Raw genomic sequence first — 16,660 nt, 5'->3', positions numbered from 1 at the left:
GTTTATGGTTTAAAGCATTCACGAAGTTGAAGGGCGCTCCGTATCCGGAATAGCCATAAAGATTACCCATTAGTATTATGGTCCAAAAAATAATACTCATATCAATGGATGAGAAGGGATACGAGTCACTGAAAATTGAGAACATCGTTGCCTCCGGGGTGATTGCAGACTCGATCGACCTCGAAAACGTATCGGATAAAATAAAAAACTGTGAACTGAATACGAAGCGGTTCCCCGGCGCGGTCTACCGCATCGAGAAACCCAAGATCGCATCCCTGATATTCTCCTCGGGAAAAGTGGTGCTCACCGGTATCAGGAACAAGCAGGACCTGCATGACGGCCTCGAGATCATCATGCAGTCGCTGCGGGATGCCGGCGTCGATACCTACGGCGAGCCGCAGGTCGCGATCACGAACATCGTCTGTTCGTACGACATGGGCAGGTACATCAACTTAAACAAGGTGGTCATCACCCTTAACCTCGAGAACATCGAGTATGAGCCCGAGCAGTTCCCGGGGCTCGTCTACCGCATCGAGGACCCGAAGATCGTCGCCCTTCTCTTCAGTTCGGGTAAGATCATCCTGACCGGCGGCAAGAATATCGAGGACATCAAGAGAGGACTCGATTTCCTGGAGCAGCGGCTCGAAACCATAATGTAACCCTTTTTTCTGTTACGTTCTTTTTGCCGGGCGACGGGCCGCAGGGCCGGAGCCTGAGAAAACGCGAAGCGTTTTCGAGTGGCAACAGTTCGCCTGGCACGGGTAATCTGGGTTGCATAAGCCCGCCGATTTCTTCAGGACAGAAGAAGGCTTGTTGCTCGGATCTGATCGCGCTCGTGCTGCGGCGCTTAATCTCGGTTCCTGCGGAACCTCGCCATCGCACCTCCGGTGCTCATGCTCCTGCCCCCGCACTTGACAGTGCTCAAGCTCCGTTCCTGAGGAACGTCGCACCTTCGGCCGGTCGCATATCGCCACGCACTGCCCCCGCCCCAAGGGGCGGGGAACGACTGCCGGGAGCGTAGCGGACGGCGGGAGTTTGAGCACCGCAGGTGCGGAGGAGGAGGCCGGAGGCCGGGCGGGGTGGGGGTTACAGATGCCCGCGTACAAGGTAGAGACAGGGGAGGGGGGATGCTCCCCCCTCCCCGTCAGCCCCTCCCCCAGTGGCGATATCCCCACGGTCCACTGTACGGGGCTTGTCTAAAACCCCGGGACCCCCTTCACACTACCACGCCCAAAAATCGCCTCGTAAACGTGCCGTTCTCAGAATTCCCGCCTGAATAAAACCCTACCAATACCGATGCGTCTTCACATAGTTCCGCTCGGCCTTCAGGACCTCCCGGTAGAAGGCGTCCCCTTCGGTCAGGGTCGCGAGGATCCGGGACGCCGCCTCCGGGCCGACGCCCTTCGCGGCGAGGGCGGTCACCGCCTTCTTCCCGCTGGAGAGGACGATGTTTGCGTTCCGGAGGAACCGGACCTCGATCGCCCGCTCCTCCTCGGACTTGTTCTTCTTCTTCACCGCCGGGATGAGCTGCTCGTCCCAGGGTTTCAGCGCCGCGATGAGACGGGCGCTGCAGAGGGGGCATTGCGGCTTATCAGGGACACGCTCCACGACGGTCCGGCTCTTCCACTTCCGGCAGTGCATGCAGAAGAGGACGACGTCCTCCTTCTCGAGGCGCCGCATCAGCGTCCCGATCACCGCCTGGTCGACCATCGGCGGCGGGATCATGTCCCGCGACGACGAGAGCCCCTCGCTCCCGAGCGGGCTCAGCCTTCCCGCAGCGACGGCGATGCGGCCGTCGCGGACGGCAGTGAGGATCTCCTGCGCCGCGTCCACGTCCATCGAGTTACTGAAGAGCTCCCGGTAGGCCTCGGCCGCGATGACGGTCTCGTCGAAGAGGTCGATGAGCCGGTGGATGCTGAACCGCTCGTAGTCGGCGTCCGCGTCGATGGCGCCGAACTTCTTCGCCACCTGCACGAGTTTCCACTTGAAGAGCGCCGTCCGTTTCAGCGCGAGTTTCAGGACCCCGGGAAGGTGCGCGGGTTCGAGCGCCGCGAGGGTCTCCTGCACCTCGAGTGAGCGGACCTCCTCGGGCAGGCGCAGGAGGAACCGGTAAGCGCCGACCTCGATCCCGACGGTCGTCCCGTAGCGGGCCGAGAGGAGGACCGAGAGCGCCCGGGCCAGCGCCTCGTTCGCCTTGTGCCCGCCGCAGACGTTGCAGACCACGCCCTCGTCCGCGTTCTCGAGGGTGATGAGGCGGTCCGAGGGGACCGGGTAGTTCCCTTCGTCCATCCGCGCGATGAACCGCTCCGCGTAGGCGATCGCCTCGGGGACGTCCGAGTAGCGGCCGAACGCCCGGGTCCGCCGGAGCGCCCCGACCTCGCGGGCGACGGCGAACGGCACCGGGATCTGCTCTCCTTCCCACGACGGGACCTCCCCCTTCGCCCGGGTCGCCGGCTCGACGGTGATCCTGCCGCCCTCGATCTCGAGCACCCGCCAGAGCTGGCCCTTCGTGATGAAGACCGCGCCGGTGTGCATCCACCCGAGGACGAACGACTCGTCGAGCGTCCCGACGGTGCGGCGCGAGACCATATCAAAGATCTCCATCTTCCGCTCGTCGTGGATCATCGAGAGGTTCTCGATGAGGTAGCGCCGGGCACGTCCCGTCCGGACGATCCGGGACCCGTCGATCCGGATCAGCCGGTGCTCCGCCATCTGGCGGCAGACATCGTCGAGGAGCCGCCCGCACCCGGCAAAGACGCCCGACCGCTCGATCGTCTCCCGGACGCGGGAGACCTCGATCTCCCCGTACTCGACCGCGATCGCCGCCACCTGGTTCGCGAGCACGTCGGCGGCCCCGGCGGGCGGGACGATCCGCTCGCACTCGTTCGCCTTCGCCCGCCGGGCGATCACGAGCGACTCCAGGAGATCGTCAAACCCTGTCGCAAGAACGGTCCCGCGCGAGACGGCGTCGAGGTGGTGGCCGGCCCGGCCGACCCGCTGCACCAGGCGCGAGACCTGCCGGGGGGAGCCGAACTGGACGACGTGCTCGATGTGGCCGATGTCGATCCCGAGTTCCATCGACGACGTCGCGATAAGTGTCCGGACCTCGCCCTTCCTGAACCGCTCCTCGGCATCGACCCTGACGTCCCGGGAGAGCGAGCCGTGGTGGACCTCGACGTCCCCGCGGGAATAGAGCTGGTGCCCGAGGGCCTCTGCGGTCACCCGGGTGTTGACGAAGACGAGGGTGGACCCGGGCGAGTCCAGGCACCGCCCGACGGCCCGTGTCTGGGCGGCGAAGTCCTCCCCGGCAAACCGGACGCCGATCTCGAGGTGACTTGCGACCGGCACCTCCACGAGCGAGAACGGCCGGGCCCCGCAGAGGAACCGGCCGATATCGTCCGGGTTCCCGACGGTCGCCGAGAGGCCGATCCGCTGGAACTCCCCCGCGTATTCAGCCAGACGTTCGAGCGCAACCGCGAGCTGCGCGCCCCGCTTGCTGTCGGCGAGTTCGTGGATCTCGTCGATGACGACGTACCTGACGTTCTTGAGGTGTTCGCGGAGGCGCTTGCCCATGAAGAGCGCCTGCAGCGACTCGGGCGTCGTGATGAGCAGGTCGGGCGCGTTCAGTGCCTGTTTCCGCCGCTCGTTCTGCGGGGTGTCCCCGTGCCGGACCCCGACCGAGAGCGAAAGCTCCCGGCACCACCATTCCATCCGCGCGAGGATGTCCCGGTTTAAGGACCGGAGTGGGGTGATGTAGAGAGCCTTGAACCCCGCGCCGGTGGTCTCGAGGAGCCGGTCGAAGACCGGGAGCATCGCGCTCTCGGTCTTTCCCGTCCCGGTCGGCGCCACCAGGATCAGGTTCTCCCCCGCAAGGAGCCGCGGGATGGCCTGCTCCTGGGCCTCCGAGAGTCCGGCGAACCCGCGTCTCCGGACGACCTCCCGCACCCTCGGATCGAGGAGGTCAGCTGTTGCCGTCTGCGGGACAGAGCGTGGCCGGGGAGCCGACGTACGTGCCATCTGCCAGATACACCTCCGCGAACTTCATGTCTATGCACCGGGAGAGGGGGCCAAGCCCGCTCGCCCGCAGTCGCCCGATATCGATCCCGCCCGCGAACTCGTTGAAGGCCGGGACGAAGAGGAGCCGGGTGCGGTCCCCCGGCGGCGTCTCTGCTCCGCACGGCCCCTCGAGCCCCGAGTAGAGGTAGGCCGGCCGGGCGCGTGCGGCGCACCCGACGGTGTCCACGAGCGAGACGACCGGGTGGTGATGGCCGAGGACGATGAGGTGGCCGAAGAGTTCGGGGGCGGGATGGGTGTGGCCGTGAAGGTAGCCGACGCCGTCGATGAGCGCACCATCGGGGGGCAGGAGTTCACCGGGCTCGAGGAACCGCCCGATGCCCCCGTCGTGGTTGCCCGGGGCGACGGCTATCGGCACGCGGCCCCTAAACGCCTCGAGGACGCCGGGGAGTTCCCGGTACTCCTGCCTGCTCGTGACCGGAACGTTGTGCTTGACGTCCCCGAGGAGGAGGAGGAGGTCGGGTCCCGTCTCCTCGATGCAGGCGATCACCCGGTCGGTCCGGGCGGCGCTCCGGCTCGAGATGTGGACGCCGTGACGTTCGAGGCCCGATTCGATGCCCATGTGCAGGTCGGCGACGACCAGCACGCGCCGGTCCTGTTCGACCAGGAGGGCCGGGCCGTTCTCGATGAAATGAAGGTGCATATCGTGTCAGATCAGTTTGATCATGCCCGATGCGGGCTGGTAACATTCCCCTGCGGCGAGGAGTTCCTCGAGTGCAGTGCGTGCGTCCCGGGCGGAGAGGCCGGACCGCACCCCGGCGGCGACGGCGTCCTCGAACCCGATGCCCCGGGCGTCGCCCCCCTCCTCGAGCGCGGAAAGAAGGAGGTCGCGGCCGACGAGGGGCGCGATATCACCGGGGGAGATATCCGGGCGGACGCTTGCAAGCGCCATCCGCACCATCCCGGCCATCTCGCGGAGATCCTCTTCCGTGATCCCGTAGAGCCGGAGGGCGGCCGCGGCCCGTTCGTCGCCGCCGTCCCTGAGCGTATCAAGCCGGTCAAGCGTCGCGCCGGCGGTCGCGAGCACCCAGAGGTCGCGGACGGTGCGGTCCACCACGTTGATCGCCTCGGCGTCCACCGTTGCGGAGGCTCTCTCACCGGTTCCGGTGAGCGTCGCCCGGCCGGTGACGGCGACGAACGCGGGCGGTTCGATGTAGCCGAGGGTCTCGACCGCGTCCGGGCTCTGCCAGTCCGCCGTGATCCTGAAGGTGCCGGTGGGGTCGGCTATCCGGGCCTGCATGACGTCGCCGCCCCCCCTCTTCTCGGTGAGAGCGCCGACGATGAAGAGACGGCGGCACCAGGCGCCGCCGGGCGTCACCACGTATGAGCCGTCCCCGGAGTCCACCGTATGCCGCGCGGCGGAGAAGTCCCGCGCAAATACCCGTTCTGCAGGTTCCATAAATCCGTCCGTTAGAGGAGGGGGGCGAGGAGATGCCAGGGCAGGAGTCCCGACCGCAATTCCATGCGAAATCCCGGCATTTCCATAACGTATCCGTACCTATCTATTCACCCCCAACCCTCTAAAAAGGATCACCGGAAGGGATGTCGATGCTTTTACGATGCACGAGCACCAATACTTATGCAAATGGAAGGCAACCACACCATCTGGATAGAGAAGTATCGGCCCAGAAGACTCGATGAGATGGTCGGACAGAAGGATATCGTGGTGCGCCTCCAATCCTACGTGAAGACCGGCAACCTGCCGCACCTCCTCTTCACGGGCAGCGCGGGGATCGGGAAGACGACCGCCGCCGTGGCGCTCGCGCGGGAGTTCTTCGGCGACTCCTGGCAGATGAACTTCCGCGAGATGAACGCCTCCGACGAGCGCGGCATCGACGTTGTCAGAAACCAGATCAAGGAGTTCGCCCGGACGTCGCCGCTTGCCGGCGCGACGTTCAAGATCCTCTTCCTCGACGAGGCGGACGCACTCACCACGGACGCGCAGGCCGCCCTCCGGAGGACGATGGAGACCTACGCCCGGACCTGCCGGTTCATCCTCTCGTGCAACTACTCATCGAAGATCATCGACCCCATCCAGAGCAGGTGCGCTATCTACCGGTTCAGGCCGCTCGATGCGGAGGCGGTCATCGAGGAGGTCAGGAGGATTGCCGCGGCCGAAGGCCTCACGATCACACAGGGAGCGCTCGACGCCATCGTCTACGTCGCCTCCGGGGATATGAGGAAGGCGATCAACGCCCTGCAGGGCGCCGCCATCCTCCGGCCCGATATCGACGAGGGGACGGTCTACGAGATCACCGCGACGGCCCGCCCGGACGAGATCGACGAGCTCCTCGACCTCTCGATTGCGGGGAGGTTCGATGAGGCCGAACAGGCGCTCTCCGAACTGATCCGCGGCCGGGGCATCGCCCCGAACGAGCTGATCAACCAGTGCTACCGCACACTGGTCCGGCGCGACATCGACCGGACGCTCAAAGTGAGACTGATCGACGCCCTCGGCGAGACCGATTTCCGCCTCTCGGAAGGAGCAAGCAGCGATATCCAGATGGAAGCGCTGCTCGCCCGGTTCGTCCTCGCCGCGGAGCAGCACCGATGAGGATTTTGCCGTGACCGAAGAGGTAACCGTCGAAGTCACCGACAACGTCGGTGAGTGGACGAAGTTCTTAAAGAAGCAGTTCAAGCGGGAACTCGCCGAACTCTCCCGCGAGTACCCTCATAAGCGGTCGCTCACCATCGATTTTAGAAAGATCCTGAACAACAAGCTCGCGTTCGAGCTCCTGCGGAGCCCGGGCAAGGTCCTCGGGGACATCCGGGACGCGATCGTCCAGAACAAACTCCTCAAACTGAAAGACGGCCAGGACCCGGATCAGATCAACATCCGATTCACGAACCTGCCGCAGAAGACCGACGTCCGGGATATCCGGGCCGACCAGATCAACACGTTCATCGGCATCGAGGGGATCCTCAGAAAGACGACCGAGGTCCGCCCCCGGATCGTCAGCGCGGTCTTCCGGTGCCGTTCCTGCAACAAGAACACCGAACCGGTCCCCCAGGGCTACGGGCGGTTCGACGAGCCCGACTTCTGCCCGAACTGCGAGCGCAAGACCCGTCTCGATCTGGTGATGAACCGGTGCCGGTTCGTCGACGCCCAGAAACTCCGGATCCAGGAGTCCCCCGAAGGCCTCCGGGGCGGCGAACAGCCCCAGACACTCGATATCGACGTCACCGACGACCTCACCGGGATGGTCTCACCGGGCGACCGTGTGGTGGTGAACGGCATTCTGCGGTCGGTGCAGAGGATCAACTCCGGCCAGAAGAGCACGCTCTTTGACATTTACCTGGAGTGCAACTCGATCGAGATCGCCGAGAAGGAGTTCGAGGAGGTCTCGATCACCGAGGAGGACGAGGCGAAGATCATGGCGCTCGCCCGCGATCCTCTGGTCTACAAGAAGATCGCCCGGTCGATTGCGCCGACGATCTACGGCACCGACGACGTGAAGGAGGCGATCGCGCTCCAGCTCTTCGGCGGCATCGCGAAGGATATGCCGGACGGCTCCCACCTCCGCGGCGACGTCCACGTCCTCCTGGTCGGCGATCCGGGTATAGCAAAGAGTCAGATCCTCCGGTACGTCGTGAAACTCTCGCCCCGCGGGATCTACACGAGCGGCAAGTCGTCGACGTCCGCGGGGCTGACGGCGACGGCGGTCAAGGACGAGTTCGGCGACGGGCGCTGGACGCTCGAGGCCGGTGCGCTGGTCCTTGCGGATATGGGGATCGCCGCCGTGGACGAGATGGACAAGATGGCGAAGGAGGACCGGAGCGCGCTCCATGAGGCAATGGAGCAGCAATCAATCAGCGTGGCCAAAGCCGGCATCACCGCGACCTTAAAATCCCGGTGCGCGCTCCTCGGGGCGGCGAACCCGAAACTCGGGCGGTTCGACCAGTTCGTCCCGATCGGCGAGCAGATCGACATGCCCCCGTCGCTCCTCTCCCGGTTCGACCTCATCTTCGTGATGACCGACCAGCCCGAGGTCGAGCGCGACGGGGCGATCGCCCACCACATCATCAAGACACACAGCGTCGGCGAGCTGATCAAGCAGCACGCCTACACGCCGCTGCCCGAGGTCGACGAGGCGTACATCGAGCGGGCGCTTGCGCCCGTCATCCCCGACATCGATCCGACGCTTCTCCGGAAGTACATCGCCCACGCTAAAAGGACCTGCTTCCCCATCCTCTCCGACGGGGCCCAGGATGCGCTGATCGCCTACTACATGCGGCTCCGGGACCTCGCGAGCGGGAACAAGCCCGTCCCGGTCACCGCCCGGCAGCTCGAGGCGCTGGTCCGGCTTGCGGAGGCGAGCGCCAGGATGCGCCTCTCAAACACCGTCGATACGGAGGACACCGACCGGATTTTGAAGATCGTGGACGCCTGTCTCCGGCAGGTCGCCTACGACGCCGAGACGGGGAGTTTCGATATCGATAAGCTCGTGACCGGCGTCATGAAGTCGCAGCGCGACATCATCCGGTCGGTCAAGGAGGCGATCCGGAGCATCTCCGGCGACTCCGGCGGCCAGGCGAAGGTCGACGAGGTCATCGATATCCTGGTGCAGCAGGGCTTCTCCCGCGACAAGGTCGAGCACACCATCGAGCAGCTGAAACGCGGCGGGGATCTGCTCGAGCCCCGGCACGGCTTCATCAAGGTGACGTGAGCGGCGGGGAGGCGGTTGCGACGGTAGGAGGACACATCCCTCCATGGCCCTCCTCCGGGGCGCACCTTCTTACTCCCATACCCACAAACCTACTAACCATGATCACCGACCGCGAGAAAGCGGCGTTTGAAGCCGGTATCAAGCTCGGCGCCCTCTACCACCAGTTCGTCGGGACGCCCATCGCCCGCGAGACGGCCGCTGCCGTCGAAGCCGCAATCGAGCAGGCCGTCGGGCTGCAGCCCTACGTGACGGGGATCCGCGTCCGGCTGAACCGCGACATGATGGTCTCGAACCGGTTCGGCTACTCGGAGCTTGCCGGGCGGATGTTCGATGCCGAGATCACGACCGGGGTCGGGGCGACCGTCTGCCGCGCCCGGATGCACCTCGAGGACGACTACCCAATGATGGAGATCGTCGAGTTCCATGAAACCACCCGCGATACCGATCACTGACGACCATATCCACATCGACCCGCAAAACGGCCGGGGGATCGAGGCCGCGAAGGACTTCCGCCGCAGCGGGGGGACGCACATCTTCCTGGTCACGAAGCCCTCCTGGTCGCTTGGGGTCGAGCCCTCGTCGGGCGAGGACTACCGGGAGGTCTTTGAATCGACGCTCCGGGTGGCGGAGATGGTCCGGGAGACCGGGCTCGTCGTCTACCCGGTCCTCGGCGTCCACCCGGCGGAGATGAGCCGCCTGGCCGGACGGATGAGCCTGGAAGAAGCCGCCGCCGTGATGATGGCCGGCCTCGACCTTGCGGCCCGCTACGTCGAGGAAGGCCGGGCCGTCGCCCTCAAAAGCGGCCGTCCCCACTACGAGGTCGCGCCGGAGGTGCTCGCCGCCTCAAACGCGGTCCTCTTTCATTCGCTCGAACTCGGGACCGCGTGCGGCTGCGCCGTCCAGCTCCACGCCGAGAGCGGACCCTGCGCCGACGTCGTCGGGATGGCCGGCCGGGCGAGGATCCCGGTCGAGCGGGTCGTCAAGCACTTCGCGACGCCCGATACGCCGCTCACCCCCTCCTTCATCGCGCGGCACGAGGAGATCCCCGCGCTTGCGCGGGCGGGGCGGCGATTCACCATGGAGAGCGATTACATGGACGAGAACTCAAGGCCCGGCGCGGTGATCGGGCCGAAGTCGGTCCCGCGGTTCACGCGCCGGTACCTCGAGGAGGGGCTTATCACCGAAGAGGACGCCTGGCGCATCCATGCAGAGACCCCGTCGCGCACCTACGGCGTGGATATCGCCCTTCTCTAGCACAACAGCGCACCTTTTTGACGACTCCCGTCCAAGAGATCTGAGATGTACCTGAAAGTTCACCGCATGCCTGGCGCCGGTGAGGTGGTGGCTGTCTGCGACTCCGAGCTCTTAGACGCCACCCTGATGCACGGAGACGTGGAAGTCTGCATCACCGGAGGATTTTACGGCACGAAGCGTGCCACCGAGGAAGAGGTCAGGGGGGCTCTCGCGAGCGCGGAGAACGTTAATATTATCGGGAAGCGCGTCGTAGCCCTCGCCATCGCCATGGGGCTGATCGCCGAGGAAGACTGCATCATGATCGGCGACGTGCCTCATGCCCAGATATTCAGGATCTGACCCATGACCATACAGACGAGCATCTGCCCCCGTTGCGGGCAGCCGGCCGAGGAAGGACTCTGCCCGCAGTGCCGGGTCGCGGATACCCGGCTGCTTTCCTGCGTGCCCTACGTGACCGCCATCTGCTGTCCGGTCTGTGAGTCGCAGAAGCGCGGCAGGACCTGGTCGGACCTCAGGATGCCGCGCGAGGACTTCATCGCCGAGATGGCGGTGTCGGCGGTCAGTATCCACGAGGACGCGAAAGACCTCAAGGTCTCCGTCCGGTCCGAAGAGATCGCGTCGAACAGGACGGCCTGCACCGTCGAGGTGGAAGGGACCCTTTATGGGGTCCCGGTCAGGGAGACCTGCGGGACCGAGATCCGCTGGCAGAGAGAGTCCTGCGACCGGTGCAGCCGCATCTCGGGGGGCTATTACGAAGGGATCGTCCAGGTGCGGGCGACCGGCAGGAAGATAAACGCCTACGAGCGCGAGGTCGCCACGACGATCGCACAGCAGGCCGAAGAGTCTCTCCAGGAGTCGGGCGACCGTTTCTCCTTCATATCGGAACTCGAGGACTCAAAGGACGGCGTCGATATCACCGTCGGAACCCAGCACCTCGGCCAGACGATCGCCCGGTTGATAACGGGGGCGCTCGGGGGGCGGTTTACGACCCACCCGAAGCTGGTCGGCGAGAAGGAGGGGAAGGCGCTCTACCGCATCACCTACTCTATTCGGCTGCCGTTCTACCAGAAGGGCGACGTGGCGGTATCCCGGGGCAACTACTTCGAGGTGCGCGATATCGACGGGCAGCGCCTCCGGGTCTTCGACCTCCAGAACGGCACGATGCGGACCCTCGTCGAGGGCGAGGTCGAGCGCCTCATCGGGAACGTCCGCGAGGCCGAGTCGGCGCTCGTCGTCTTCACGCAGCCGAACCTGGTGGGGCTGATGGACCCGAAGACCTACCAGACGCGGGAGGTCAATGCGGTGCCCTGGACGTTCCCGGTGGAAGGGCAGCCGATCCGGGTGCTCCGCGACGAGGAGCAGGACCGCCTGGTCATCGTCGGGTGACTGCCATGCGTGCGCGGAAGGTGCCGGCGGACGCCCTCGCCGGTTGTATGGACGCGGAGTGGGTGGACCGCACCCGCCGGCCGTACGTCCGCGACGGCACCGCCTGGGTCCCGGTCCGGGAGGGGTATTTTGCCGACACGGACCTGCCCGAACGGGAGACCTACCGGGGACGCGGCTACCACCTCGTCGGGGATATCGCGGTGCTCCACGGCGACGCGCCGACGGATGAGGAACTCGCCGCGATCGTGGGGCAGTGCCGTCCCCGGGGGGTCATCAGGGTGAGAGACTTCGGGGGCGCGATGCGCATCCCGGACGTTGAGATCCTCTACGGCACCGCCGGCGAGGTGCGGCACCGCGAGCAGGGCTACACCTTCGTCCTCGACCCGACACGGGTGATGTTTGCGCAGGGGAACCGTACGGAGAAGGCAAGGATTGCCGCTCTCGTCCGGCCCGGCGAGCAGGTTGCCGATATGTTCGCCGGGATCGGCTACTTCTCCATCCCGGCGGCGCGGAGCGGCGCACGGGTCCACGCGATGGAGATCAATCCAATAGCCTTTGAATACCTGAAACGAAACATTACGGCAAACCACGTTCGAGGCCGGGTCACGGCAGAGGTCGGGGACTGTCGGGGGCTCCTCTCCGGGGTCTACGACCGGGTCCTGATGGGGCATTTCGACGCCCAATCGACGCTCGCCGACGCCCTCGCCCACGTCCGGAGCGGGAGCGTGCTCCACGTCCACAGCATCGGGGACGCGGAGGACGCAATCCGGGAGCGGGTGGCGGAAGCAGGCTTTGCGGCGGCGATAACCTCCCGCCGGGTGAAGAAGTACGGCCCGCACGCGTGGCATATGGTGCAGGATGTGACGGTATCGTGACGACACTTTCGGGAAAGACGGTGGTGCTTGCCGTGACGGGGAGCATCGCGGCCGTGGAGACGGTGAAACTCGCCCACGCCCTGCGCCGCCGGGGCGCGACGGTGCAGGCGGTGATGACGGAGGCAGCAGCCGGGATCGTCCACCCCGACGCCCTGACCTACGCGACAGGAAGGCCGGCGATCACCCGGATCACCGGCCTCGTGGAGCACGTCCTCTACTGCGGCGAGGGCGGGGCGGCGGATCTTCTTCTCGTCGCTCCCTGCACGGCGAACACCATCGGCAAGATCGCCTGCGGGATCGACGATACAACGGTCACGACCTTCGCCACGACGGCGCTCGGGCGGGGGATGCCGGTGGTGGCGGCCCCGGCGATGCACGAGAGCATGTACCGCCACCCGGGGGTCGCAGAGAATCTCCGGCGGCTCCGCTCCTGGGGCATCGACGTCGTCGACCCGAAGGTCGAGGAGGGGAAGGCGAAGGTCGCCGATACCGACGTCATCGTCCTCCACGCCGAGCGGGCGGTCTCCGGCCGGCCGCTCGCGGGAAAGAAGGTCCTGATCACGAGCGGGGCGTGCGCGGAACCCCTCGACGACGTGCGGGTCCTGACCACCCGGTCGACCGGCCGGATGGGGCAGGCGCTCGCGCTCGAGGCCTTCCGGCTCGGCGCCGAGGTGACGGTGGTGCACGCCGGCTCGTTGCCCTGCGTAAGAAACATCCGCGCCACGACCGCCGCGGAGATGCGGGAGGCGGTCCTCGCGGTCTGCCGCGAGGGGGTCGATATCTACGTCAGCGCGGCCGCGATATCGGACTATGCCCCCGAACGGCGGGAGGGCAAGATCCCGAGCGGTTCGCCCCTGACCGTCCGGCTCGACCCCCTCCCGAAGGTGATCGACGAGGTGACGGCGGCCTGCCGTCCCGTGACGGTGGCGTTCAAACTGGGCTGGGACGAGGAGGAGCGGGCGAGAGCGATGCTTGATGCCGGCGTGCGGATGGTCGTCGTGAACGCCCCCCCGGCGATGGGCGCGGCGGAGGGGTCGTTCCGTATTATAACCGCCGGCGGGGCCACCGACGTCGCGGGGAGCAAAGAGGAGGTCGCGGCGGCGGTATGGTCCGGACTGCTGTAGCCTTCTCCCCCGGACACATATCCGGCTACTTCAGGCGCGTGGAGGGGGACGACCCCTCGACCACCGGGAGCGTCGGGGCCGGCGTGGTCATCGACGAAGGGGTGCGCTCGACGGTCGTCCGGGCCGCGGAGACGAACGTCCGGGTGGTCCGGCAGGATCTCGCGAGCGCCGGGTCGCCGCCGGTGGAGTACGCCCTCGAACGGCTGGGGGTCACGGCCGGCGTCACCACGGAGTGCCGGCTTCCCATCGGCGCCGGGTTCGGCCTCTCGGCGGCGGCGCTTCTCGCGACGCTCACGGCGACAAACCACCTCTTCGACCTCGGCCTCTCTGAAGACGAGGTCGCCGCCCGCGCCCACGAGGCCGAGGTTATCCATCGGTCCGGCCTCGGGGACGTCGCCGCGAGCCGGGCAGGCGGGGTGGTCTGCCGGACGGGGCCGGGTATCCATGCCGGGATCACCCGCATCTACCCACAAGAGCCCCTCTATGCCGTGAGCCTCGGCCCGCTCCCGACCGCCTCGGTTCTCTCCTCGGAGGAGGCGATGGCGCGAATAGCCGCCGCGTTTCCCGACCGCTGCCCGCGCGACCTCGCCGACTTCTGCCTCCTCTCGCGGGGGTTCGCCGAAAGAAGCGGGCTCATCGCGCCGGAGGTGCGGCGGGTGCTCGAAGCCTGCGACGCCGCAACGGTCCCGGCGAGCATGACGATGCTCGGGAACGGCGTCTTTGCCTGCGGCGACGATGCCGGGCGGGTGCTCTCCCGGTTCGGGGAGGTCTACACCCTCCGGGTCGCACGCCGGGGGGCATACCTGATCGAGACGAAACCATGATTCCAAAAGACCATCCACGCTATCACTCCCTCGTCGCCCGCGAGCGGCTGGCCCGGTGCGCACGCGAGGGCGTCGTCGCCCTGGAGGGGCTTGCCGCCCACGGGCGCGGGGAGGCGTTCGACTACCTGATCGGCGAGAAGACGACCGGAAGCGCCGCCCTCGCCGCCCGGACGGCCGCCGCCATGCTTCTGTCCGCCCGGCACGCGGTGATATCGGTGAACGGCAATACGGCTGCGCTTGCGGCGGAGGAGATCGCGGCGCTCCAGCGGGCGAGCGGCGCCGACGTCGAGGTGAACCTCTTCCACCGGACGGAGGATCGGATGGCGCAGATCACCCGGCTTCTTACGAAGCACGGCGTCCGGGTCCTCACGGGTGCGCCGGAACGGCTCGTCCCGCTCTCCCACGACCGCGCCCTCTGTCTCCCGCAGGGGATCGGGGACGCCGACGTGGTTCTCGTGCCGCTCGAGGACGGGGACCGCTGCGCGGCGCTCCGGGGGATGGGGAAGACCGTCATCACGATCGATCTAAACCCGCTCTCCCGGACCGCCCGCACGGCGACCCTGACGATCGTCGACGAGGTGACGCGTGCCATCCCTGCGATCACCGCGGCGTGCACGTCCCTCGAGCCCGGCGAGGGTGAAGATCTGATCGCCTCGCTTGACAATACCTATCTTCTCCGGGCGGCAATAGATGAGATGAGAGAGAGACTGGCCCATGCTCTGGAGTGAGGTCTACCGCCCGAAGCGGTGCGATGAGATCATCGGGCAGGATGAGGTCGTCCGCTACCTTACGGCGTTTGCGGACTCCGGCAGCGTGCCTCATATGCTCATCTCCGGCCCGCACGGCACCGGGAAGACCGTTGCCGTCGAGTGCCTGGCCAGAAGGCTCTACGGTGAGAACTGGGAGGCGAACACGACCGTCTTCAGCGCCGCCGACCTCCTCGGGAGGGGGAGGAGCGCGCTCGAGACGGACGAGCGGTTCAGCATGATCTATCGCAAAGACCGGAGCCTGATCGTCAACTTCAAGCAGATCGTGAAGTGGTACGCCTCGATGCGCCCGCTCGACGCCGACTTCAAGTTGATGGTCTTTGAGGACGCGCACGGCCTGACGTTCGAGGCGCAGCAGGCCCTGCGCCGGACGATGGAGCGCTACAGCGCCACCTGCCGGTTCATCTTCGTCACGGTCCGGCCGTCGGCGATCATACCCGCCATCGCGTCGCGCTGCCTCCCGCTCTTCTTCGCCCCGCTCGATAGCGTGGTCGTCCGCGCCCGCCTCGAGGAGATCCTCGCCGCGGAGGGGGCCGCATGCCCTGCCGACGACCTCGACCTGATCGTCCACGCCGCGCAGGGCGACCTGCGGCGGGCGATCATGTACCTGCAGATCGCCGTCGGGTCGGGAAAGGACCTCGACCTCGCGGAGGTATCGCGCTCGGAGACCGCGAACGTCGCCGCGTCCGCGTTCGACGCCCTTCGGGCCGGCAACTTCGACGCCGCACGCCGGATCGCCGAGTCGCTGATGATCGAGTACGGGCTCTCGGCGCGGGAGGTCGTCGGCGAACTCCGGCAGGTGGTCCGGCGCGAGTACAACCACCCGGCCCTTGCCGTCGCGCTCGCCGACGCGGACCTCAAACTCTGCCAGAACGCAAACGATTTCGTGCAGATCAATGCACTTCTTGCCCGGATTGCCCGGGAGGTGTTCAGTGAAGAAAGTACAGCAACACTATGACGAGGTCGCGGATATCTACGACGACCGCTACGACGGAAGCCGCGGGAAGTATTACCACGGGCACATCTCCGAGCACGTGATGAGCCTGCTCCCGAAGGGTGGGTTCCTCCTCGACCTCGGGTGCGGGACGGGGCTCTTCGTACAGCGCTACGTCGAGGAGGGCGGCCTGGCGGTGGGCCTCGATATCAGCCCCGGGATGGTCAGGCACGGGCGGCAGCGCTGTCCGGAGAGCGGGTTCTGCGTCGGGACGGCCGACGTCCTCCCCTTTAAGGACGCCACCTTCGACGCACTCGCGAGCCTGCTCGCCTTCAGCTACGTCCCCGACGCAGAGGGGATGCTCCGGGAGTGCTACCGTGTCCTGAAACCCGGCGGCCGGATCGCCGTCTGCACCCTCTCGCGGACGGTCTTCACGAGCATCGTCCCTATCGCCTACCAGGTGGGGGAGAAGGTGGGCCTGAAGAAAGTGGGTGTCGGGCACTTCGACGAGCACTACTACACCAACAGCGAGATCGCGGGGCTCTTCCGCGAGGCCGGGTTTACGGACGTCTCGGTCGGCCGGTGCTCGTTTGCGCACTTAAATCTCGCCGACCCGGTCTTCAACCTCGCAAGGAAGGTGGAGCCCATCATTGAGGAGAGACTGCCGTACCTGGCGTATAACGTCTGCGCGGCGGGGAAGAAACCGGAGGAATAGGTTACGCCCTACCCTGCGGCAGGCCGGCACCCCGAACTGC

At 66.4% G+C, this 16,660-nt stretch carries 16 protein-coding genes; 13 read left to right on the top strand and 3 right to left on the bottom strand.

Annotation, left to right across the window (positions count from 1 at the left end; translation table 11 throughout):
• The first annotated feature begins 104 nt into the window (after positions 1-104).
• Positions 105-659 carry a TATA-box-binding protein gene (locus tag DIC75_RS05320; RefSeq protein WP_250986999.1) on the top strand — a complete coding sequence of 185 codons (555 nt, stop codon included), beginning with the start codon at positions 105-107 and terminating at the stop codon, positions 657-659.
• A 625-nt stretch (positions 660-1,284) separates the two neighbouring features.
• On the opposite strand, the gene DIC75_RS05315 is transcribed toward DIC75_RS05320, so the two are convergent.
• From DIC75_RS05315 to DIC75_RS05305, 3 genes are read right to left on the bottom strand one after another with little or no spacing between them, the layout of a single operon-like run.
• Entirely contained in the window at positions 1,285-4,017 is a 2,733-nt protein-coding gene (locus DIC75_RS05315; protein ID WP_250986998.1) for a DEAD/DEAH box helicase, read from the bottom strand.
• Positions 3,962-4,717 carry a metallophosphoesterase gene (locus tag DIC75_RS05310; RefSeq protein ID WP_250986997.1) on the bottom strand — a complete coding sequence of 252 codons (756 nt, stop codon included), beginning with the start codon at positions 4,715-4,717 and terminating at the stop codon, positions 3,962-3,964. The genes DIC75_RS05315 and DIC75_RS05310 overlap by 56 nt, the downstream gene beginning before the upstream one ends.
• A gap of 6 nt (positions 4,718-4,723) precedes the next feature.
• On the bottom strand, positions 4,724-5,473 hold the full coding sequence (locus tag DIC75_RS05305) for a hypothetical protein (protein WP_250986996.1): 750 nt from the start codon (positions 5,471-5,473) through the stop codon (positions 4,724-4,726).
• A gap of 186 nt (positions 5,474-5,659) precedes the next feature.
• Between DIC75_RS05305 and DIC75_RS05300 the strand changes: the two genes are divergently transcribed.
• The 12 genes from DIC75_RS05300 (at position 5,660) to DIC75_RS05245 (ending at position 16,620) form a co-directional block, all read left to right on the top strand.
• On the top strand, positions 5,660-6,628 hold the full coding sequence (locus DIC75_RS05300) for a replication factor C small subunit (protein WP_250986995.1): 969 nt from the start codon (positions 5,660-5,662) through the stop codon (positions 6,626-6,628).
• Between the two features lie 10 nt (positions 6,629-6,638).
• On the top strand, positions 6,639-8,741 hold the full coding sequence (locus tag DIC75_RS05295; RefSeq protein WP_250986994.1) for a minichromosome maintenance protein MCM: 2,103 nt from the start codon (positions 6,639-6,641) through the stop codon (positions 8,739-8,741).
• A 98-nt stretch (positions 8,742-8,839) separates the two neighbouring features.
• A complete protein-coding gene (locus tag DIC75_RS05290) occupies positions 8,840-9,193 on the top strand; it encodes a dihydroneopterin aldolase family protein (protein WP_250986993.1) in 354 nt (117 codons plus the stop codon).
• Positions 9,165-9,995, top strand: a complete 831-nt coding sequence (locus DIC75_RS05285; RefSeq protein ID WP_250986992.1) for a TatD family hydrolase — start codon at positions 9,165-9,167, stop codon at positions 9,993-9,995. The genes DIC75_RS05290 and DIC75_RS05285 overlap by 29 nt, the downstream gene beginning before the upstream one ends.
• Before the next feature lie 45 nt (positions 9,996-10,040).
• Positions 10,041-10,334, top strand: a complete 294-nt coding sequence (locus DIC75_RS05280; protein ID WP_250986991.1) for a DUF424 domain-containing protein — start codon at positions 10,041-10,043, stop codon at positions 10,332-10,334.
• A gap of 3 nt (positions 10,335-10,337) precedes the next feature.
• The gene (locus DIC75_RS05275; protein ID WP_250986990.1) at positions 10,338-11,381 is read left to right on the top strand and encodes a 60S ribosomal export protein NMD3; all 1,044 of its coding nucleotides are present in this window, start codon (positions 10,338-10,340) and stop codon (positions 11,379-11,381) included.
• Between the two features lie 5 nt (positions 11,382-11,386).
• Positions 11,387-12,256: a class I SAM-dependent methyltransferase gene (locus DIC75_RS05270; RefSeq protein ID WP_250986989.1), complete on the top strand. Its 870-nt coding sequence runs from the start codon at positions 11,387-11,389 to the stop codon at positions 12,254-12,256.
• The gene (gene coaBC / locus DIC75_RS05265; protein ID WP_250986988.1) at positions 12,253-13,380 is read left to right on the top strand and encodes a bifunctional phosphopantothenoylcysteine decarboxylase/phosphopantothenate--cysteine ligase CoaBC; all 1,128 of its coding nucleotides are present in this window, start codon (positions 12,253-12,255) and stop codon (positions 13,378-13,380) included. The genes DIC75_RS05270 and coaBC overlap by 4 nt, the downstream gene beginning before the upstream one ends.
• Positions 13,362-14,204, top strand: coding sequence for a pantoate kinase (locus tag DIC75_RS05260; RefSeq protein WP_250986987.1), 843 nt, complete (start codon positions 13,362-13,364; stop codon positions 14,202-14,204). The genes coaBC and DIC75_RS05260 overlap by 19 nt, the downstream gene beginning before the upstream one ends.
• The gene (locus tag DIC75_RS05255; protein WP_250986986.1) at positions 14,201-14,932 is read left to right on the top strand and encodes a 4-phosphopantoate--beta-alanine ligase; all 732 of its coding nucleotides are present in this window, start codon (positions 14,201-14,203) and stop codon (positions 14,930-14,932) included. The genes DIC75_RS05260 and DIC75_RS05255 overlap by 4 nt, the downstream gene beginning before the upstream one ends.
• Positions 14,919-15,929 (top strand): AAA family ATPase, encoded by a 1,011-nt coding sequence (locus DIC75_RS05250; RefSeq protein ID WP_250986985.1) that lies wholly within the window; start codon positions 14,919-14,921, stop codon positions 15,927-15,929. The genes DIC75_RS05255 and DIC75_RS05250 overlap by 14 nt, the downstream gene beginning before the upstream one ends.
• Positions 15,904-16,620: a class I SAM-dependent methyltransferase gene (locus DIC75_RS05245; RefSeq protein ID WP_250986984.1), complete on the top strand. Its 717-nt coding sequence runs from the start codon at positions 15,904-15,906 to the stop codon at positions 16,618-16,620. The genes DIC75_RS05250 and DIC75_RS05245 overlap by 26 nt, the downstream gene beginning before the upstream one ends.
• The last annotated feature ends 40 nt before the right edge of the window (positions 16,621-16,660 follow it).

Source organism: Methanoculleus oceani (assembly GCF_023702065.1).
Classification (GTDB): domain Archaea; phylum Halobacteriota; class Methanomicrobia; order Methanomicrobiales; family Methanoculleaceae; genus Methanoculleus; species Methanoculleus oceani.
This window is presented reverse-complemented; position numbering and strand designations above follow the sequence as displayed.